At 69.8% G+C, this 18,841-nt stretch carries 18 protein-coding genes; 8 read left to right on the top strand and 10 right to left on the bottom strand.

Going from position 1 to position 18,841, the window contains the following annotated elements:
* Window positions 1-24: 24 nt before the first annotated feature.
* Entirely contained in the window at window positions 25-543 is a 519-nt protein-coding gene (locus tag ACIBK4_RS04030; RefSeq protein ID WP_398991845.1) for a hypothetical protein, read from the bottom strand.
* A 23-nt stretch (window positions 544-566) separates the two neighbouring features.
* A complete protein-coding gene (locus tag ACIBK4_RS04025; protein ID WP_398991843.1) occupies window positions 567-1,685 on the bottom strand; it encodes a magnesium and cobalt transport protein CorA in 1,119 nt (372 codons plus the stop codon).
* Window positions 1,686-2,197: 512 nt separating this feature from the next.
* Between ACIBK4_RS04025 and ACIBK4_RS04020 the strand changes: the two genes are divergently transcribed.
* On the top strand, window positions 2,198-2,794 hold the full coding sequence (locus ACIBK4_RS04020) for a suppressor of fused domain protein (protein WP_398991841.1): 597 nt from the start codon (window positions 2,198-2,200) through the stop codon (window positions 2,792-2,794).
* 54 nt (window positions 2,795-2,848) lie between these two features.
* Here the strand turns inward: ACIBK4_RS04020 and ACIBK4_RS04015 are convergent, their stop codons facing one another.
* Entirely contained in the window at window positions 2,849-4,087 is a 1,239-nt protein-coding gene (locus tag ACIBK4_RS04015; RefSeq protein ID WP_398991839.1) for an MFS transporter, read from the bottom strand.
* Window positions 4,088-4,279: 192 nt separating this feature from the next.
* On the opposite strand from ACIBK4_RS04015, the gene ACIBK4_RS04010 reads away from it, so the two are divergent.
* From ACIBK4_RS04010 to ACIBK4_RS04000, 3 genes are all read left to right on the top strand, one after another.
* Entirely contained in the window at window positions 4,280-4,921 is a 642-nt protein-coding gene (locus ACIBK4_RS04010; RefSeq protein WP_033282004.1) for a DUF6758 family protein, read from the top strand.
* 173 nt (window positions 4,922-5,094) lie between these two features.
* Window positions 5,095-5,952, top strand: coding sequence for a PHP domain-containing protein (locus tag ACIBK4_RS04005; protein WP_398991837.1), 858 nt, complete (start codon window positions 5,095-5,097; stop codon window positions 5,950-5,952).
* A gap of 65 nt (window positions 5,953-6,017) precedes the next feature.
* On the top strand, window positions 6,018-6,623 hold the full coding sequence (locus tag ACIBK4_RS04000) for a MarC family protein (RefSeq protein ID WP_398991835.1): 606 nt from the start codon (window positions 6,018-6,020) through the stop codon (window positions 6,621-6,623).
* Window positions 6,624-6,767: 144 nt separating this feature from the next.
* Here the strand turns inward: ACIBK4_RS04000 and ACIBK4_RS03995 are convergent, their stop codons facing one another.
* Window positions 6,768-6,920 carry a hypothetical protein gene (locus tag ACIBK4_RS03995; RefSeq protein WP_019058373.1) on the bottom strand — a complete coding sequence of 51 codons (153 nt, stop codon included), beginning with the start codon at window positions 6,918-6,920 and terminating at the stop codon, window positions 6,768-6,770.
* 196 nt (window positions 6,921-7,116) lie between these two features.
* Between ACIBK4_RS03995 and ACIBK4_RS03990 the strand changes: the two genes are divergently transcribed.
* Window positions 7,117-8,010: an NYN domain-containing protein gene (locus ACIBK4_RS03990; RefSeq protein ID WP_033282007.1), complete on the top strand. Its 894-nt coding sequence runs from the start codon at window positions 7,117-7,119 to the stop codon at window positions 8,008-8,010.
* 4 nt (window positions 8,011-8,014) lie between these two features.
* Here the strand turns inward: ACIBK4_RS03990 and ACIBK4_RS03985 are convergent, their stop codons facing one another.
* Window positions 8,015-8,893: an alpha/beta fold hydrolase gene (locus ACIBK4_RS03985; protein WP_398991832.1), complete on the bottom strand. Its 879-nt coding sequence runs from the start codon at window positions 8,891-8,893 to the stop codon at window positions 8,015-8,017.
* Between the two features lie 129 nt (window positions 8,894-9,022).
* Window positions 9,023-11,560, bottom strand: coding sequence for a DEAD/DEAH box helicase (locus ACIBK4_RS03980; protein ID WP_398991830.1), 2,538 nt, complete (start codon window positions 11,558-11,560; stop codon window positions 9,023-9,025).
* 480 nt (window positions 11,561-12,040) lie between these two features.
* Here ACIBK4_RS03980 and ACIBK4_RS03975 point away from each other — a divergent pair, with 480 nt between their 5' ends.
* Window positions 12,041-12,778 carry a ferritin-like fold-containing protein gene (locus ACIBK4_RS03975; protein ID WP_318018691.1) on the top strand — a complete coding sequence of 246 codons (738 nt, stop codon included), beginning with the start codon at window positions 12,041-12,043 and terminating at the stop codon, window positions 12,776-12,778.
* A gap of 6 nt (window positions 12,779-12,784) precedes the next feature.
* Here ACIBK4_RS03975 and ACIBK4_RS03970 read toward each other — a convergent pair whose 3' ends face one another.
* The 4 genes from ACIBK4_RS03970 to ACIBK4_RS03955 form a co-directional block, all read right to left on the bottom strand.
* Complete coding sequence (locus ACIBK4_RS03970; RefSeq protein ID WP_398991828.1) at window positions 12,785-13,054, bottom strand: hypothetical protein; 270 nt, start codon at window positions 13,052-13,054, stop codon at window positions 12,785-12,787.
* A gap of 191 nt (window positions 13,055-13,245) precedes the next feature.
* The gene (locus ACIBK4_RS03965) at window positions 13,246-13,473 is read right to left on the bottom strand and encodes a DUF3107 domain-containing protein (protein ID WP_398991825.1); all 228 of its coding nucleotides are present in this window, start codon (window positions 13,471-13,473) and stop codon (window positions 13,246-13,248) included.
* Window positions 13,474-13,617: 144 nt separating this feature from the next.
* A complete protein-coding gene (locus tag ACIBK4_RS03960; RefSeq protein WP_033282011.1) occupies window positions 13,618-14,262 on the bottom strand; it encodes a TetR/AcrR family transcriptional regulator in 645 nt (214 codons plus the stop codon).
* Between the two features lie 203 nt (window positions 14,263-14,465).
* Entirely contained in the window at window positions 14,466-14,660 is a 195-nt protein-coding gene (locus tag ACIBK4_RS03955) for a hypothetical protein (protein ID WP_398991823.1), read from the bottom strand.
* Window positions 14,661-14,813: 153 nt separating this feature from the next.
* Between ACIBK4_RS03955 and ACIBK4_RS03950 the strand changes: the two genes are divergently transcribed.
* Both ACIBK4_RS03950 and ACIBK4_RS03945 read left to right on the top strand, forming a co-directional pair.
* Entirely contained in the window at window positions 14,814-16,016 is a 1,203-nt protein-coding gene (locus tag ACIBK4_RS03950) for an alpha/beta fold hydrolase (RefSeq protein WP_398991821.1), read from the top strand.
* A 1,338-nt stretch (window positions 16,017-17,354) separates the two neighbouring features.
* Window positions 17,355-18,776: a DUF3152 domain-containing protein gene (locus ACIBK4_RS03945; RefSeq protein WP_398991819.1), complete on the top strand. Its 1,422-nt coding sequence runs from the start codon at window positions 17,355-17,357 to the stop codon at window positions 18,774-18,776.
* Window positions 18,777-18,841: the final 65 nt, after the last annotated feature.

Here is an 18,841-nt window from a genome sequence, read left to right as displayed (position 1 = left end):
GCTGTAGGTACGGCAGCTACGTACTTATCGCTGCCTGCGTTTCTTCTTCAGGAGCAGGCGCGGCAGGCCAGCCGGGACCGGCTGACGGGTCGTCGCGGGCGAGGGCAGCGGGGGCTGTGCCAGCGAACCCTCCGGCAGGCCGGCGATCGCTCCCGTCGGCTCCAGGCGCAGCACCCTGCACTCGCGGGCCCAGCGGGCCGTCATCGCCTCGCCGTCGGGGGCGTTGAGGCGCTTGCCCTTCAGCTCGGCCACGGCCGCCGTCCAGGCCTCGGAGTCGGGCGCGAGCTCGGTGACCCTCGCGGTCCACGTGACCAGCCGGCCGCCCTTGTCCTTGCTGCGGACCGTGACCTCGGCGGGGCCGCCGTCGGTCAGTCCCGGCAGCGGCTGCTCGCCCGGTCCGTCGCCGATCAGGCAGGCCGCGCCCTCGTGCCAGACGTGCCACAGGGCGCGGGCCGGGACGCCGGGACCGTTGACCCAGACGAGGCCGGACTTCTTCGTGGCCTCCTCGACGAGGGCCTGGTCGAGCAGCTCAGCGCTAGTCATGGCGACCAGCCTATCCAGGCCGCTCACAGCCAGCCGTTGCGCTTCAGCGTGCGGTGGATCGCCAGACAGACCGTCACGGTGAAGGCGAGCACCGCCGGATACCCGTACTTCGCGTGCAGCTCCGGCATGTGCTCGAAGTTCATGCCGTAGACGCCGGTCACCATCGTCGGTACGGCGATGATCGCGGCCCACGCGGTGATCTTCCGCATGTCCTCGTTCTGGGCGACGGACGCCTGCGCGAGGTTGGCCTGGAGGATCGAGTTGAGCAGCTCGTCGAAGCCGATGACCTGCTCGTGGACCCGGGCGAGGTGGTCGGCGACATCGCGGAAGTACTTCTGGATGTCCGGGTCGATCAACCGCATCGGCCGCTCGCTCAGCAGCTGCATCGGACGCAGCAGCGGCGACACCGCGCGCTTGAACTCCAGTACCTCGCGCTTGAGTTGGTAGATCCGCGCCGAGTCGACACCGCGCGAGACCCCGCCCTTGCGGCCCGGCGTGAACACCTCGGTCTCGACCTCGTCGATGTCGTCCTGCACCGCGTCCGCGACCGCGACATAGCCGTCGACGACGTGGTCCGCGATCGAGTGCAGCACCGCCGAGGGACCGCGCGCGAGCAGCTCGGGGTCGTCCTGGAGCCGGTGCCGCAGCGCCCGCAACGAGCCCTGGCCGCCGTGCCGGACGGTGATGAAGAAGTCCCGTCCGGTGAAGCACATGACCTCGCCGGTCTCAACCACCTCGCTGTTGGCGGTGAGTTGGTCGTGCTCGACGTAGTGGATGGTCTTGAAGACGGTGAACAGGGAGTCGTCGTAGCGCTCCAGCTTGGGGCGCTGGTGGGCCTGTACGGCGTCCTCGACGGCGAGCGGGTGGAGCCCGAACTCCCGGGCGATACCGGCGAATTCGGCCTCGGTCGGCTCGTGCAGGCCGATCCACACGAAGCCGCCGTCACGGCGCACCAGGCGCATCGCCTCGTGCGGGGTGAGCGGCTTGCCGGTGTCGATGCGGGCACCGTCGCGGTAGACGGCGCAGTCGACGACGGCCGAGGGGGTACCGGGGTCGCGGGTCGTGTCGTACGCGCCGCCGTCCTTGCGCAGGGAGGGACGGGACGGGCGGACCACGGCACGCAGGTCGCGGATCATCGACATGGCGGGCTCCTTCGCGACGAGCAACGAAAGGCGCCAACGACGGTTGGAACTGCCCGGAATGGGGACGTCCTGTGTGCGGATGTTTGGCACGTCCACAAAGCGGGGAGCACCGCTCCGTCGCGGTGGCGAGCTTCGCTACTGATACAGGCACTGACTTCGGAACAGACAGATCGGTCAGATCGGATTCACCGGACAGATCAGGCAGATCAGGAAAAAGAAACGAAGTGCTCTTCCGGGACAGTGAAGAAGTGCGAGAGGCGGCAGCCGTCTGGGGAGGCTAGAGCCAGAGCGACGACATCAGCGGCCGGAAGAGCGGGTGGTACTGCCAGGCCGACTTCGGTCCATTGCAGCCCCACCTCCTCCGGCCGGTCCCCCGTGGGGGAGTCTCAAGGGCGTCGGGACTTGATCGCGACGCTTCTGCGTGCTGCCCCGAACGACCGGCCAAGACTATCAGCCGACTGAACTGTCAAGGCGCTGCTTTGCCCGGTACTGACGAGTTCTATGCTCACCGCATGGTTGATGTTCTTGCTCTGGTCGAGGCACGGTTGCGCACCGCGCTGGGCGAACCGGACGCCCGCGCCGCGGTCACCTTCCTGGGCACGGACCGCGTCGAGGTACTGCGTTTCCAAGGCGACAACCAGGACGGCACCGTCGTCCGCTACGCCACCCTCGGCATGTCCGCGCAGCCGATGAGCGACCCCACGTCGATGCTCGCCGACCCGGTCGCGGGCCCCCGCGCCGAGCTGGTCCTCTCCGTCCGCGGCGGCCTCGCCGACACCGACAAGGTCCTACGACCCCTTGCCGTGCTCGCGGCGTCCCCGCAGGTCGAGGGCGTGATCGTGGCCCCCGGCGCCTCGCTCGACGTGGGCGAACCGCTGTGGCCCGGCGCTCCGTTCACCTCGGTGCTGGTCGCCGAGCCGGGCGGCCTGGTCGAGGACCTGGAACTCGACGAGCCCCTCGACCCGGTGCGCTTCCTGCCGTTGCTCCCGATGACCCCGAACGAGGCCGCCTGGAAACGCGTCCACGGCGCCCAGGCCCTCCAGGAACGCTGGTTGACGAACGGGACGGACCTCCGGGATCCCTCCCGCAAGTCCGTCCCGCTCGACTGACAGCCGGAGTGAGCAAGCTCACCCATGCGGTCACCAACGTCGGCCGGTCATCGGCTAGTTGGCGAACACCGCGACGCTGTCCTCCACCGCGTGCCTCGGCTCCAGCTCCTCGGCCTCGTGCGTGAGCGCGTTCCGTCGTACGACGACCACCAGCGCGCCCAGCGCCGCGGTGATCGCCGCGACCACGAACGGGATGTGGATGTTGCTCCACCCCTCGATCTTCGGCGCGAAGAACGGCGCGGCAGCGGCCGCGAACCAGCGGACGAAGTTGTAGCCCGCGCTCGCCACCGGGCGCGGCGCGTCCGACACACCCAGGGCCAGCTCGGTGTAGACGGTGTTGTTCACGCCGATGAAGGCGCCGGACAGGATCGTGCAGACGATCGCGGTGGTGTGGCTGCCGTAGCCGAGGACGAGCACGTCGACGGCGAGCAGCACGAGTGAACCGCCGAGCACCTTCAGGGAGCCGAACCGGGTCTGCAGGCGCGGGGCGACGAAGACCGAGAAGACGGCGAGCAGGACGCCCCAGGCGAAGAACACGGCACCGGACTTGTACGGGGTCATGTTCAGCACGAACGGGGTGAAGGCCAGCACGGTGAAGAACGTGTAGTTGTAGAAGAAGGACGAGATCGCGGCGGACGCGAGTCCTCCGTGGCCGAGCGCCTTCAGCGGGTCGAGCAGGGACGTCTTCCGGGCCGGCTTCGGCTGTTCCTTCAGGAACACCGTGATGCACAGGAAGCCGATCGCCATCAGGAACGCGGTGCCGAAGAAGGGGTAGCGCCAGCTCTGGTTGCCCAGCAGGGCGCCGAGCAGCGGGCCGCAGGCCATGCCGAGGCCCAGGGCGGACTCGTAGAGCAGGATCGCCGCGGCGCTGCCGCCGGCCGCCGCGCCGACGATCACGGCGAGGGCCGTCGAGACGAAGAGCGCGTTGCCGAGACCCCAGCCGGCCCGGAAGCCGACGAGTTCGCCGACCGAGCCCGAGGTGCCGGCGAGACCGGCGAAGACCACGACGAGGGCGAGGCCGAGCAGCAGGGTCTTCTTGCCGCCGATGCGGCTGGAGACGAAACCGGTCACCAGCATCGCGATCGCCGTGATCAGGAAGTACGAGGTGAACAGCAGCGAGACCTGGCCGGCCGTGGCGTCCAGGCCCTTCGCGATCGACGGCAGGATCGGGTCGACGAGTCCGATGCCCATGAAGGCGACGACCGAGGCGCCGGCGGTGGCCCAGACGGCCTTGGGCTGTCGCAGGAGGCTGCCCGTGCCGGCGTCTGCTCCCTTGTCGAAGGGGTCGTCCATGCTTCCTCCCAAGTAGTTGGTATATGCACATAGTAAGTTAGGCAAGGTAATGAATGCAAGCTACATCTAGTTCGGGGTCGGCTTCCGGCCGGTTTCGCTCCGTGAGTGGTCCCGGTTCCGTTCCGTGAGTGGCCCGGCCGGACGGGTGATCGTCCTTGACGTGCGCGGGCGAGGGTAGGACCGTGGGGCCCTATGAGGGGCGAACCCAGTTGCCCGAAGTGTGGTGGCCGGGTCAGGGCTCCCGGACTCTTCGCCGATTCCTGGCAGTGCGATGTGCACGGGACGGTGCATCCGCTGCAGCCCGTGATCCCGCCCAGCGTCGAGGCGCTCAGTGTCGTGGTGCATCGGACGAAGGTGCCGGTGTGGATGCCGTGGCCGTTGCCGGTGGGGTGGCTGTTCACCGGTGTGGCTTGTGCGGGGGACGACCGGAGTGGGGGGCGGGCTACGGCTGTCGCCTGTTCCGGGCCGGGGCCCCTAGGGGGAATCGGGGAGTTGATCCTTGTTGCCGAGGAGCTGGGGGTGGGGCTCGGGGCGCGGTATGCGGGGATCGATGGGCCGGATCCTGGGCCCTACATGAACGTTGAGAAGCCTCCTCAGGCGAAGTTGCTTGCGGCGGGGCGGCCTACGCCGTTGTGGCACGTTTCTACGGCGCCGGATGATCGGGCGGTGTTTGCGGGGGAGGCGTTGGGGTTGTGGCTGTGGGCCGTTGTCTGGCCTGAGCAGTCGGGGTTGTTGATGTATGACGAGCTGGTGTTGACGGATTTGCGGGATGCGGGGGCCGAGGTCGACTTGGTGCCGTGTGGGGCGTTGTCGCCCCGGTTGTTGGAGCCGTAGCGCCTAGGGGGGTGCCTCGGTTTGTTGTGGGGCGGGTGCGGCGCCGTTGTGGCTGGTCGCGCAGTTCCCCGCGCCCCTTAAGGGCAAGACCCTCAGGGTGTTTATAGGGGCCCCTGGGATGCCGTTACCCTTGAGTGGTCCCCTTCTTTACTGTTGCCGTTTGGAGTCTGCGCGTGCGTATCGATCTGCACACCCACTCCACGGCCTCGGACGGTACGGATACGCCCGCTGAGCTGGTGCGGAACGCCGCCGCTGCCGGGCTGGACGTTGTCGCGCTGACCGATCACGACACGAGTCGTGGGTATGCGGAGGCGATCGACGCGTTGCCCTCCGGGCTCACTCTCGTCACCGGGGCTGAGATGTCCTGTCGGATCGACGGGGTGTCCATGCACATGTTGGCCTACCTGTTCGACCCGGAGGAGCCTGCTCTGCTTGCTGAGCGGGAGTTGGTTCGGGACGATCGGGTGCCTCGGGCTCGGGCCATGGTGGGGCGGTTGCAGGAGCTGGGGGTGCCGGTCACCTGGGAGCAGGTTGCCCGCATCGCCGCGGACGGGTCCGTCGGGCGGCCTCATGTGGCCACCGCGCTCGTCGAGTTGGGCGTTGTGCCCACCGTGAACGACGCCTTCACCGTGGAGTGGTTGGCCGATGGTGGGCGCGCTCATGTGGCCAAGCATGAGACCGATCCCTTTGAAGCCATTCGGTTGGTGAAGGCCGCGGGAGGCGTGACCGTGTTCGCGCACCCGGGTGCCAGTAAGCGTGGGCACACCGTGCCCGAAGCTGCCATCGCCGAGATGGCTGCCGCCGGGCTCGACGGGATCGAGGTCGAGCACATGGATCACGATGCCGAGACCCGGGTGCGGTTGCGCGGGCTCGCCAAGGAGCTCGGGCTGCTGGCCACCGGGTCCAGTGACTATCACGGGAGCCGCAAGAGCGTGCAGCTCGGGGAGTACACGACCGATCCCGAGGTCTACGGCGAGATCACGCGGCGGGCCACCGGGGCGTTCCCGGTGCCGGGGGCCGGCGGAGTCTGAACCCCGCCTCCGTCTGTTCGTCTCCGCTCACTCTCACTCTCACCTGCAAGGCTCGTGGCTCACCCATGTTCGACGTCGCCGTCATCGGCTCCCTCTTCCTGACCCTTTTTGTCATCATGGATCCCCCTGGGATCACCCCGATCTTCCTTGCGCTGACCGCCGGACGGCCGTCCAAGGTGCAGAAGCGCATGGCGTTCCAGGCCGTGTGCGTGGCCGGCGGTGTCATCGCCGTGTTCGGGCTGCTCGGGCATCAGATCCTCGACTATCTGCATGTCTCCGTGCCCGCGCTGATGATCGCGGGCGGACTGCTGCTCCTGCTCATCGCGCTCGATCTGCTCACCGGCAAGACCGACGAGCCGAAGCAGACCAAGGACGTCAACGTCGCGCTCGTACCGCTGGGCATGCCGTTGCTCGCCGGGCCCGGTGCGATCGTGTCCGTCATCCTCGCCGTGCAGAAGGCCGACAGCGTGGCCACGCAGGTGTCCGTGTGGACGGCCATCCTCGCCATCCATGTCGTGCTGTGGCTGGTGATGCGGTACTCGCTGCTGATCATCCGGGTCATCAAGGACGGCGGGGTCGTGCTCGTCACGCGGCTCGCGGGGATGATGCTCTCCGCCATCGCCGTGCAGCAGATCATCAACGGGATCACCCAGGTCGTTCGCGCGAGCTGATCGTCGTAGGCACCCCGTACGCGCACAACAGTCCCGGTATACGCAGAACCCCCGCCCGGCATCGGTGCCGTGCGGGGGTTCTGAAGTGTGGTGTTGATCCGCGTTTCAGTCGTTCGCGGCGTCGTCGTCAGAGAGTCGTAGGTGTTACGAGGCTTTGGTCTCGGCGGGGCGGATCCACAGGCGCTGTCCTATGGCGGCAGCCTGTTGCACGATCCGGTTGACGGAGGCGGCATCCACGACGGTGCTGTCCACGGTGGTGCCGTCGACCTCGTCGAGACGCATGATTTCGAAGCGCATGGGCTTCTCCCTTCGTCTGGTCATCCTCCTGAGGAGAACTACTCGGTTACGTATGTAGTCAACGGGATGTGTGTTACAAACATTCCCTACGCTAAGGAAATTTTTCGCACGCCTAATTACTGACCGGTAAGAGATCGGCGGGAGACTGACCGGGACCGGTTGTGTTCGCAGCGTGACCGCCGGGACAATGGAGGCGATGAACGACGACCTCGCGGCCCTCAGTGCCCGCATCGACCGCACGAACGAGCTGCTGCAGCGCATGCTCGCCGAAGTGGCGAAGACGCCCTCGACGCATGCGATCTTCGTCGACGCCGGGTATTTGTATGCAGCCGCGGGCCGCCTCGTCTCCGGGACCGAGGACCGACGCACCTTCGACCTCGACACCGAGGGCCTCATCGAGGCGCTCATCGACAAAGCCCGCACGATTTTCGCGGACAGTCGGCTGCTGCGGGTGTACTGGTACGACGGCGCCCGGCGCCGCATCCACACCGCCGAGCAGCAGGCCATCGCCGAACTCCCGGACGTGAAGGTGCGGTTGGGCAATCTCAACGCCAACAACCAGCAGAAGGGCGTCGATTCACTCATCCGCTCCGACCTGGAGTCCCTCGCCCGGCACCGCGCCATCAGCGACGCGGCCCTCATCGGCGGCGACGAGGACCTGGTCTCGGCGGTCGAGGCGGCCCAAGGGTACGGCGCCCGCGTCCACTTGTGGGGCATCGAGGCGCCGGAGGGCCGTAACCAGGCCGAGCCGCTCCTCTGGGAGGTCGACAGCCAGCGCACCTTCGACCTCGACTTCTTCAAGCCGTACGTCTCCCGGCGCGCGTCCGCCGTCTACGAAGCCGCGGCCACCCGGCCCACCCGCGACGACGTCCGTTTCGTGGGCGCGCAGATCGCCGCGAAGTGGCTCGCGGCGCGGGGGCGGGAGGCGCTGGTCGAGCTGCTGCCCGGGCATCCGTATCTGCCGGGCTCCGTCGACCAGGACCTGCTGGTCGAGGCGGAGGGGCTGCTGCAGTACTCGCTGCGCGGGCAGGCCGATCTGCGGCGGGCGTTGCGGGACGGGTTCTGGGAGCACCTGCAGACGCAGTACTGATCCCTCAGGGGGCGGTCGAGTCCCAGAAGTCGGCGATCGCCTTGGCCGTCGCGGCCGGCTGGTCCGTGTTCGGCGAGTGCTCGGCCCGCGCGATGACCGTCCGCCGCGCCTTCAGCCGTACGGCCATGTCGTCCAGGAGCGGCACCGGCCAGGTGTCGTCGCGGGAGCCCGACAGGACGTGGACGGGGAGCGGGACGGCGGCCAGTTCGGCGACCCGGTCCGGCTCCACGCACAACTGGCGTCCCGCGGCGAGGAGTTGAGCCGGCTTCGTGCCCAGCCAACGGCGGCGCAGGTCGGCCCGGTCGTCGAGCCCCTCGTCCAGCCCACCGCCGGTCTCGGTCTCCTCCGGTGCCTCCATGGCCTGGATCGCGTCCCACACCTCGGCCATCGACATCACCGCGAGCGCGTCCCGCAACAGCTTCACGCGCTGCTGCTGCGAGGCCGAGATCTCCGCCGGCCCCGACGCCATCAGCGTCAGCGACACGAACGGTGTGGGGTCCAGCAGTACGGCCGCCCGTGCGATGTGCCCGCCGAAGGAGTGCCCGAGCAGATGCACCGGCGCGCCCACGGTCTCCGCCAGCGCGAGCACGTCCCGCGCCAACTCGTCCTGGGCGTAAGGGGATTCGTCCTCGGCAGGGCCGTCCGACTCGTACTGTCCCCGCCCGTCCACGGCCACGGTCCGGTATCCCCGCGCCCCGAACGCCTCGTGCAGCGGGTTGAAGTCCTCCTTGCTCCCGGTGAACCCCGGCAGCAACAGAGCGACCCCCTTCGCCTCGACACCGTCGCCCATGGGCGAGTCCACGACGGCGAACTCACCGCGAGCGGTCCGCAGCGGGTACGCGCGAGCGCCGGGGGGCGGGGTGAAGGAGGGCGGCTTACTCATGGGGTGAGGTTAACCGGCGAGGCTGAGCGGGAGGGGGACGGGAGGGTGTAACCGGGGTTAACGGGCTGGTGGAACGCCGATGGCCCGGCCCACGTGAAGTGGACCGGGCCATCGGCGGTACTGAGCTGGTCAGCCCTCGGTGGTCTCAGCCGCCGCTGCCGTCTTGCGCGGGCGACGCACCCTCGGCTTGGCCTCGGTGGCCTCCGCCGTCTCCGCGACGACCGGGGCCTCGGCGGCCTTGCGGGTCGTACGGCGACGGGGCTTGACCTCCGCCTCCTCGGCCACCTGCGCCGGGATCTCGGCGGCGACGGCCGTCTTGCGGGTGCGGCGGGGTTTGGCCTCGACGGCCTCGGCCGTGTCGACAGCGGCAACCGCTGCCTTACGGGTCCGACGCGGCTTGGCCTCGGCGACGACCTCCGCAGGTGCCTCGACGGCAACAACGGCGGCCGTCTTACGGGCCCGACGCGGCTTGCTCTCGACGGCCTCGACCGTGTCTACGGCGGTCTCGGCGGCGACGGCGGCCTTACGCGTGCGGCGCGGCTTGGTCTCGGCGACGACCGGCGTCTCCACGGCCTCCACCACCGGCTCCGCGACCTTGCGGGTCGTACGGCGACGGGGCTTGACCTCCGCCTCCTCGGACACCTGGGCGGGGATCTCGGCGACGGCCTTGCGGGTAGCGGTACGGCGGCGCGGCTTGGTCTCCTCGACTGCCTCGACCGTGTTGACGACCTCGACCGCCTCGACCGGAGCCGCGGTCTTCCGCGCCCGGGTCCGACGCGGCTTGGCCTCGACGGCCTCGGCCGTGTCGACCGCGGCCACGGCGGCGGGTTCGGTGGTGGCAGCCGGGGTTGCGGCGGGGGTTGCGGCCTCGACCGGCTCCGCGGCCGGTACTGCCTTACGGGTCCGGCGGCGCGGTTTGGTCTCCTCGACCGGAGTCACGGCCACCGGGGCCTCGACCACCGGGGTCTCGACGACCGGAGTCGCCACTGCGGTCTCGACCGCCGGCTCCGCCGACTTCCGCGTACGCCGACGCCGAGACGTCGTCGTCGGGGCGTCCAGTGCCGGATCCTCGGCCGCGGCTACGGCGCTTTCCGCGACCTTGGACGCGGGCGTGGAGGTGACTGTCGTGGCCGGCAGCTGCTCTCCCGTCGCTCCGTTGCGCGTGCGGCGACGGCGGCGCGGGGTGCGGCCGACGGTGCCTGCCGTGTCCTCGGAGGCGGCCAGCGCGGTCTCCTCCGGAGTGGACGACGTCACGGCCGTAGCGGCCGAAGTCGCTTCCATCGGGGCGCCGTTGCGGGTCCGACGGCGGCGGCGCGGGGTGCGCGGCGCGCGCTCGGTGTCGGCGGCGGAACGGGAGTCGTCGCGGTTGTTGGCACGGCCGTTGTCGCGACCGCCCCTGCCGCCGTCGCGGCCGCTGTCACGGCCACCACGACCGCTGTCGCGGCCGCCTCGGCCACGCGGGCCGCCGCGTCCGCCGGTCTCGCCGAGGTCCTCGACCTCCTCCGCGGCCAGCCCGGCGAGCGTGCGCTCCGAGCGGGGCAGGACACCCTTGGTGCCCGCGGGGATGTTCATTTCCTCGAAGAAGTGCGGGGACGTGGAGTACGTCTCCGGCGGGTTCGGGAAACCGAGGTCCAGCGCCTTGTTGATGAGCTGCCAGCGCGGGATGTCGTCCCAGTCGACGAGCGTGACCGCGATGCCCTTGGCGCCCGCGCGGCCGGTGCGGCCGATGCGGTGCAGGTAGGTCTTCTCGTCCTCGGGGGACTGGTAGTTGATGACGTGCGTGACGCCCTCGACGTCGATACCGCGCGCGGCGACGTCGGTGCAGACGAGCACGTCCACCTTGCCGTTGCGGAACGCGCGCAGCGCCTGCTCGCGGGCGCCCTGGCCGAGGTCGCCGTGGACCGCGCCGGAGGCGAAACCGCGCTGCTGGAGCTGGTCGGCGAGGTCGGCCGCGGTGCGCTTCGTACGGCAGAAGACCATGACCGGGCCACGGCCCTCGGCCTGCAGGATGCGGGCGACGAGCTCGGGCTTGTCCATGTTGTGCGCGCGGTAGACGAACTGCTTGGTGTTCGCGACCGTCGCGCCCTCGTCGTCCGGCGAGGTGGCGCGGATGTGCGTGGGCTGCGACATGTAGCGGCGCGCGAGACCGATGACCGCGCCCGGCATGGTCGCCGAGAACAGCATGGTCTGACGCTTGGCCGGCAGGAAGTTGATGATCTTCTCGACGTCGGGCAGGAAGCCCAGGTCGAGCATCTCGTCGGCCTCGTCCAGGACGAGCGACCTGATGTGCTTGAGGTCCAGCTTCTTCTGGCCGGCGAGGTCCAGCAGGCGGCCCGGGGTGCCGACGATGACGTCGACGCCCTTGCGGAGCGCCTCGACCTGCGGCTCGTAGGCCCGGCCGCCGTAGATGGCGAGGACGCGGACGTTGCGCACCTTGCCTGCGGTCAGCAGGTCGTTCGTGACCTGCGTGCACAGCTCGCGCGTGGGGACCACGACGAGCGCCTGCGGGGCGTCGGTCAGCTGCTCGGGCTTGGCGCGGCCGGCCTCGACGTCGGCGGGGACGGTCACGCGCTCCAGGAGCGGGAGGCCGAAGCCCAGCGTCTTGCCGGTGCCGGTCTTGGCCTGGCCGATGACGTCCGTGCCGGAAAGGGCGACGGGGAGCGTCATCTCCTGGATCGGGAAGGGGGAGACGATACCGACGGCCTCAAGGGCCTCAGCGGTCTCGGGAAGGATTCCGAGCTCTCGGAAAGTAGTCAGGGTGCTGCCTCTTCTGTGTGCGCGGTGCGAGGCGAGCGCGGGGGTCGTGTCAGGACCGTGCCGGGGACGTCGGCTGCCTTACGGACAACCCGTGAGGGCAAGCCGTACTGCACGGGACCACTGCCGACGCTCTAGCGCTCGAACCGCTGAGGGTCCCCCTCCGAACGACGTACGCAACGTGCCGTACGGGCGAGGAGGGCTGTCGGGTCGGAGCCGATCGGGCCACCGACCGGGCATCCTCATTCGTGCGGCCCGGCGAATACTCGGCGGGCGCATTACCACCATACCCCGGAATCACGCACATGCGTTGGCCGATTTGGTCACGTTGTCGTCGTCACACTGATTGACCAGGGACTTCCGCCGTGCTGTGAGCGGGCTATTGTGCGCTTCATGACGACCGCTGACAACGCCTCCGACGCGCCCGCCGAACCCACCGGAGTCGCCGCCCAGGACTGGGCCACGGCCTCCGTCGACCCGCAGTACCGCAACGCGGTCGTGGACCTGCTCGGCGCCCTCGCGTACGGCGAGCTGGCGGCCTTCGAGCGGCTCGCGGAGGACGCCAAGCTGGCGCCGACGCTCGCGGACAAGGCGGAGCTGGCGAAGATGGCGTCGGCCGAGTTCCACCACTTCGAGCAGCTCAGGGACCGGCTCACCGAGATCGGCGCCGAGCCGACCGACGCGATGCAGCCGTTCGTCGCCGCGCTCGACGGCTTCCACAAGCAGACGGCGCCCTCGGACTGGCTGGAAGGGCTCGTCAAGGCGTACGTCGGCGACTCGATCGCCAGCGACTTCTACCGCGAGGTCGCCGCCCGCCTGGACGGGGACTCACGCTCGCTCGTGCTCGGGGTTCTCGACGACACGGGACACGCGAGTTTCGCCGTGGAGAAGGTACGCGCGGCGATCGACGCGGACCCGCGCGTGGGGGGCCGACTCGCCCTGTGGGCACGGCGGTTGATGGGTGAGGCGCTGTCGCAGTCGCAGCGGGTGGTGGCCGACCGGGACGCGCTGTCGACGATGCTCGTGGGCGGTGTCGCGGACGGGTTCGACCTCGCGGAGGTGGGCCGGATGTTCTCCCGGATCACCGAGGCGCACACCAAGCGGATGGCCGCCCTGGGGCTCGCCGCCTAAGCGCGGTCATGCGGGGGCGGACCGCCCCCGGAGTCGTCGCGAGGGTCGAAGGAGCAGCGACAGCGAGGCCGCCGAGACGACCGCGGCGCCGAGCAGGCTCGGGAGTCCGCTGCCGGGGCCGAGCGCGCTGTGGGTGACGAAGTCACCGAAAAGGGCTCCGGCGACGCCCGTGGAGAACACCAGGGAGCGGGCCGGCAGACGGTGTGCGAGCCGGTGTGTGGCAGCCCAGGCGAGCAGCACACCCAGCACGGCGGAGCCGAGCGCTTCCAGGATCATCACGGGGGTCCCTCCCACGGCCGGCGTGCGTTGTTCGGTCGTAGCCGGTCATACCCGTGACCTGCGGAATGCAATCCTCCCCTGTGGGTGACTTGTGCTCCATCTGTGGTGAAAACGCAGATAAGAACAGCGGCGGAAACGCGAGGGGCCCGGTGACCTCCACGGTCACCGGGCCCCTCGTCCGTTCGCGACTACAGCGCGCCGAAGCCCACCTTGCGCGGGGCCGCCTCGCCGAGCTCGACATAGGCGAGCCGGTCGGCGGGGACGAGGACCTTGCGGCCGTGCTCGTCCACCAGGCTCAGCAGCGGAGCCTTCCCGGTCAGCGCCTCGGCCACGGCCTGCTCGACCTCTTCGGCGCTCTGAGCGGTCTCCAGAACGATCTCGCGAGGCGTGTGCAGCACGCCGATCTTGACCTCCACGGCTATGTCCCTCCGACGGTCAGCAAAGTGCGCGATCTTCCGCGCTGTACGCAGCACACACTAGCCCGGCGAGGGGACGTAGATGTTCCGCGCCGGAACGCCAAGAGCGAACAGCGCGCGGGAACAAACCCGGCTCTACGGCGGTCAGTGGTGCTGTTCGCTGCCGTGCAGCGGGAAACCGGCGATGCCGCGCCACGCCAGCGAGGCGAGCAGCTGGACCGCCTGGTCGCGCGGGACGCTGCGGTCGCTGTGCAGCCAGGAGCGGGCGACGACCTGGGCGAGGCCGCCCAGACCCGAGGCCAGCAGCATCGACTCGGCCCGGGACAGGCCGGTGTCCTCGGCGATGACCTCGCAGATCGCCTCGGCGCACTCGTTCGTCACCTTGTCGACGCGCTCGCGCACGGCGGGCTCGTTCGTCAGGTCCGACTCGAAGACCAGCCGGAAGGCGCCGCCGTCGTCCTCGACGTAGGCGAAGTACGCGTCCATGGTCGCGCGGACGCGCTGCTTGTTGTCCGACGTCGACGCGAGCGCGGTGCGGACCGCCTGGATCAGCGACTCGCAGTGCTGGTCCAGGAGGGCGAGGTAGAGGTCGAGCTTGCCCGGGAAGTGCTGGTAGAGCACCGGCTTGCTGACGCCGGCGCGCTCGGCGATGTCGTCCATCGCGGCCGCGTGGTAGCCCTGCGCGACGAAGACCTCCTGGGCGGCGCCCAGCAACTGGTTCCGTCGGGCACGGCGCGGCAGGCGGGTGCCTCGCGGGCGCGCCGCCTCTGTCTGCTCGATGGCTGTCACGCCGCCTCCCAAATGTCGTCCTCATGCGGTGAGCGCCGCGCCGCCATCGTACTTTTCGGTAACCGTGGTGTGCGCGGTGCGAGCGCAGAATTTCACGTACCGGACGGTGGTGAAAGCCGTGCGAATGCGTTGAGAAGGGGATGTAGGGGTCGTGGGTGGTCGGAGGTAAGTGCCTTCTTCTTACTGAAGGGGCCTGTTCGGCGTCACCGGTAGTCGTCCTCGTCGAGGGCGACGACGCGGGCCTGTTCGACGACGTCGGCCTCGTTGGCCTCGTCGGTCTTGCCCGGGTCGAGGTCGGTCGGCTGGTCGTCGGTGGGGTCGTCCTCGGGGGCTTCGACATCGAACGGGGTGGCGCTCTCGTCCTCGAACGTCGCGGGGTCGCTGGGGTCGACGGTCATGGCGGGCTCCCTTCCTGGTACGTCCTGAGCCTAGGAGACAGCGGGCGGGGGTGCCATGGCGGACGTCCAGGGCAGTCGGTCGTAGGGGGCTGTCACGGGCCTTGTGATGGCGAACACACGAGCCACTGCGTGATCGTCTCGTAACATTGCCGCATGTCTTCGACAGAGCTGCCTTCCGTGTCGGCCGCCAGTGTGCTGCCCAAAGTGGCGCCCGTCAGGGTCGGCGAGGGGGAGCGGCTCCGGTCGGTCGGGCTGCCGGGGATCACGCTGACGGTGCGGTCGAGAGCGGCGGCGCGTGAAGGGCTGCCGCCCGCGCTGTACGTCCACGGGCTCGGCGGATCCTCACAGAACTGGTCGCAGCTCATGGCCGAGTTCGACGGCCTGGTCGACAGCGAGGCCCTGGACCTGCCGGGCTTCGGCGACTCCCCGCCACCGGACGACGGCGACTACTCCGTCACCGGGCACGCGCGCGCGGTCATCCGTTACCTGGACGCGGCCGAGCGCGGTCCGGTGCACCTCTTCGGCAACTCGCTCGGCGGCGCGGTCACCACGCGTGTGGCCGCCGTCCGCCCGGACCTGGTCCGTACGCTCACGCTGATCTCGCCGGCCCTGCCGGAGATCCGCGTCCAGCGCTCGGCGTGGCCGACGGCGCTGCTCGGCGTACCGGGGATCGCGTCCCTGTTCACCCGCATCAGCAGGGACTGGACGGCCGAACAGCGCGTCCGCGGCGTCCTGGGCCTCTGCTACGGCGATCCCGGCCAGGTCACGCCCGAGGCATTCCACTACGCGGTCGAGGAGTTGGAGCGACGCCTTCAACTCCCGTACTTCTGGGACGCGATGACCCGTTCCTCGCGCGGCATCGTCAACGCGTACACCCTGGGCGGCCAACACGGCCTCTGGCGCCAGGCCGAACGCGTCCTCGCCCCCACCCTCCTCGTCTACGGCGGCCGCGACCAACTCGTCGGTTGCCGCATGGCCCAGCGAGCGGCCCGCACGTTCCGGGACTCCCGCCTGCTGTCCCTGCCGGACGCGGGGCACGTCGCGATGATGGAGTATCCGGAGACGGTGGCGGCGGCGTTCCGTGAACTTCTCGCGGATGTCGGGGAGTTGGGGGAGAGGGGTGTGTCGGCGGGTTCCGGGACCGGTGCCGGTGCGGGTTCCGTACGCGGGCGTCGCGCGGTCGAGGCGGATGGTTTCGGCCGAGGTGGCGTGAGCGGTGCGCGGGGGTCCCGGGGCGACGGTTCGGTGAGTACGGTGAGTGATGCCGGCCGCGCGGGATCGGGATCGGGACCAGGTTCGGGTCCGGGTTCAGGTGCCGGGGGCGATGGCAACGACGATACGAACGCGGGGAGTTGAGGGGGCGACGTGGGACGCCATAGTCGCCGCCGGTCCCCTGCGAAGGGTGACTCCGCGGACGTAGGCATAGGGGCGGCGGGGAAGAGCGGGAAGAGCGCTCAGGGTTCCCGGGAGGATCAGGGGGCGGGGCGCCAGACTCAGCAGACTCAAGGGGGGCCGCGGTCTCAGCGGGGGCAGGCGGGCCAGCCCGTGCCGGGTCCTGGAACTGAGCCTCGACCGCGACCTGGGGTGGTACCTGGGGGGCGGCGGTCTTCGGTGGATGGGAATCCGGGGTACGGCAATCCGGCGGACGTGAATCCGGGGTACGGGAATTCGGGAGCGGGCGGTGGCACGCCTGCACGGGGAGTTCCACGGCTCCAGGACGCGCCGCCCGCTCAAAGGGGGCCTCGGCCTTCGGACGGGACGCCTGCGCAGGGCGGTTCGGGCTTTCCGGGTGGGACTCCGGCGCGTGGCGTACCGCGGTTCCAAGGGGCGACTTCCGCGGAGGGTGCGTCGCGTTTCGTGGACGGGACTCCGACGGGCGGGGTGCCGCGGGTTCAGGGGCAGTCGTTTGCGGAGGGTGCGTCGCGTTCCGTGGACGGGACGTCGGCTCAGGGTGTGCCGCGTTTCCAGGGGCAGCCGCCCGCGCAGGGTGGGCCGCGGCTTTCTGATGGGACCCCGGCTCACGGAGTTCCGCGCTTCCAGGGCCAGCCCTCCGCTCAGGGTGGGCCGAGGCTTTCTGATGGGACGCCCGCTCACGGTGTTCCGCGCTTTCAAGGGGCGCCGTCTGCGCAGGGTGCGTCGCGTTCCGCTGATGGGACGCTGACTCAGGGTGTGCCGTGGGTTCAGGGGCAGTCGTCTGCGCAGGGTGGACCTCGGCTTGCTGATGGCACTCCGGCTCATGGTGTGCCGCGTTTCCAGGGTCAGCCCTCCGCTCAGGGTGGGTCGCGGCTTCCTGATGGCACGCCCGCTCACGGTGTTCCGCGCTTCCAGGGGGCGGCGGCTGCTCAAGGTGGGCCGCAGCTTCCGGACGGGACCCCGGCTCACGGTGTTCCGCGCTTCCAAGGGCCGCCGTCTGCGCAGGGTGCGTCGCGTTCCGTGGACGGGACTCCAGCTCATGGCGTGCCGCGTTTCCAGGGGCAGCCGCCTGCTCAAGGTGGGCCGCGGCTTCCCGATGGGACCCCGGCTCACGGTGTTCCGCGTTTTCAAGGGGCGCCGTCCGCTCAAGCCGGGCCGGGTCTTCCCGATGGGACCCCGGCTCATGGGTCGCCGCGTTTCTTCGGTGGTGGTCCTACGGGAGGAGGCTCGCGTCTCCCTGACGGCAGTCCCGCGCGCGGGGTGCCGCGTTCGCCGGATGGCATGCCTGGGCAGGGTGGGCCGGGTTTCGGGGACGGGACTCCGGCTCACGGGTTTCCCCGGCTTCCGGACGGGACCCCGGCCCATGGGTTTCCTCGGTTGGCCGATGGGACTCCGGCTCACGGTTTCCCGAGGCTGCCCGATGGCAGTCCCGCGCGCGGTGGGTCACGTATGCCCGACGGCACTCCCCGTGCCCGTGCCGGTCACCCCGAGCAGTCTGAATCCGGGGGCGGCTGGGGCGAGTTGAGGGGGCGGAGCGGTGTGGGGCCGGGCGGGGTGCTCGGTGTTTCTCAGGGGCCGATTGGTGCGTCTGGTGCGTCCGGTGTGTCACACGGGCCCCTCGCCGGTACGCCCTCCGGTTCCGGGCCGGGGCTTCCCATTCCCCGGCAGCGCCAGGCGCCTCAGGGCGGTTCCCGGCGGCGGGGTCGGGGTGGTCCTCGGCAGGACTATGTCGACGCCTTCGAAGGGGACGACGACGTCTTCGCGCCCCGGGCCGGCGTTACGACGCTCGCCTCCGATCCGTACGGGTCCGTCACCGACTGGACGCCCGAGGAAGACACCGACGCCGCCGACGCGCCTCCCACCGATTCCGACCTCGATTCCGACCCCGACTCCGCGCCTGCCAAGGGCCGTAAGGGACGGACGTACACCGGTATCGCGGCCGCCGCCGTCACCACCGTGCTGGCCGTCATCGTGGCCGGGCAGGTTGCCAAGGACAGTGACGGCGACGGTGTGCAGTCGCGGGCGGCCACCGGTCAGGCGCGGGACGCGAGAGGCACGGCCTCGCCGCAGGCCAGCCCGTCGAGTTCGCCACGGCTGGCGACCCTGACGTATGCCCAGAAGATGGACAAGAAGTACCCGCTCGGCGCCAAGCTCAAGGGGCCGGACAAGTTCGACGCGGTGCCCGGTGTCGACAAGGCGCCCGGCAAGGGGCGCAAGTACACGTACCGCGTGGACGTGGAGCAGGGGCTCGGGCTCGACGGGACGCTCTTCGCGCAGGCCGTGCAGAAGACGCTGAACGACAAGCGGAGTTGGGCCCACAACGGCGCCCGTACCTTCGAGCGGATCTACTCCGGCAAACCGGACTTCGTGATCACCCTTGCCAGTCCTGGTACTACCGCCACGTGGTGTGCCAAGTCCGGGCTCGACACCACCGAGGACAATGTGTCGTGCGACTCGGCGGCCACGGAGCGCGTGATGATCAACGCGTATCGATGGGCGCAGGGGTCGTCGACATATGGGGACAAGATGTACGCGTACCGGCAGATGTTGATCAACCATGAAGTCGGTCATCGTCTCGGCTACGGGCACGTCACCTGCGACAAGGACGGCGAGTTGGCGCCGGTCATGCAGCAGCAGACCAAGTTCCTCGACCACGACGGGATCCACTGTCTGGCGAACCCCTGGCCGTACCCGGGCAGTTGACGGTCGGTGACAGGCGACGCTTATGTCACATTGACACGAGCCGCAACTTCCTTCATATTTTTGGG

This window comes from Streptomyces sp. NPDC050528, from assembly GCF_044457795.1.
Lineage (GTDB): Bacteria > Actinomycetota > Actinomycetes > Streptomycetales > Streptomycetaceae > Streptomyces.
The sequence above is the reverse complement of the archived record's forward strand: the minus strand, read 5'-3'. Positions and strand labels throughout refer to the sequence as shown.

Bases quoted from the DNA above. Each gene is read 5' to 3' on its own strand.
- ACIBK4_RS03995 (WP_019058373.1), bottom strand. From the start codon at position 6,920: ATGCGCTTCGAAATCATGCGTCTCGACGAGGTCGACGGCACCACCGTG.
- ACIBK4_RS03985 (WP_398991832.1), bottom strand. From the start codon at position 8,893: ATGAGTAAGCCGCCCTCCTTCACCCCGCCCCCCGGCGCTCGCGCGTAC.
- ACIBK4_RS03955 (WP_398991823.1), bottom strand. From the start codon at position 14,660: ATGACCGTCGACCCCAGCGACCCCGCGACGTTCGAGGACGAGAGCGCC.
- ACIBK4_RS04030 (WP_398991845.1), bottom strand. From the start codon at position 543: ATGACTAGCGCTGAGCTGCTCGACCAGGCCCTCGTCGAGGAGGCCACG.
- ACIBK4_RS04015 (WP_398991839.1), bottom strand. From the start codon at position 4,087: ATGGACGACCCCTTCGACAAGGGAGCAGACGCCGGCACGGGCAGCCTC.
- ACIBK4_RS03945 (WP_398991819.1), top strand. From the start codon at position 17,355: ATGCCTGGGCAGGGTGGGCCGGGTTTCGGGGACGGGACTCCGGCTCAC.
- ACIBK4_RS04025 (WP_398991843.1), bottom strand. From the start codon at position 1,685: ATGTCGATGATCCGCGACCTGCGTGCCGTGGTCCGCCCGTCCCGTCCC.
- ACIBK4_RS04000 (WP_398991835.1), top strand. From the start codon at position 6,018: ATGTTCGACGTCGCCGTCATCGGCTCCCTCTTCCTGACCCTTTTTGTC.
- ACIBK4_RS03950 (WP_398991821.1), top strand. From the start codon at position 14,814: ATGTCTTCGACAGAGCTGCCTTCCGTGTCGGCCGCCAGTGTGCTGCCC.
- ACIBK4_RS03975 (WP_318018691.1), top strand. From the start codon at position 12,041: ATGACGACCGCTGACAACGCCTCCGACGCGCCCGCCGAACCCACCGGA.
- ACIBK4_RS03990 (WP_033282007.1), top strand. From the start codon at position 7,117: ATGAACGACGACCTCGCGGCCCTCAGTGCCCGCATCGACCGCACGAAC.
- ACIBK4_RS03970 (WP_398991828.1), bottom strand. From the start codon at position 13,054: ATGATCCTGGAAGCGCTCGGCTCCGCCGTGCTGGGTGTGCTGCTCGCC.
- ACIBK4_RS04020 (WP_398991841.1), top strand. From the start codon at position 2,198: ATGGTTGATGTTCTTGCTCTGGTCGAGGCACGGTTGCGCACCGCGCTG.
- ACIBK4_RS03980 (WP_398991830.1), bottom strand. From the start codon at position 11,560: ATGACGCTCCCCGTCGCCCTTTCCGGCACGGACGTCATCGGCCAGGCC.
- ACIBK4_RS04010 (WP_033282004.1), top strand. From the start codon at position 4,280: ATGAGGGGCGAACCCAGTTGCCCGAAGTGTGGTGGCCGGGTCAGGGCT.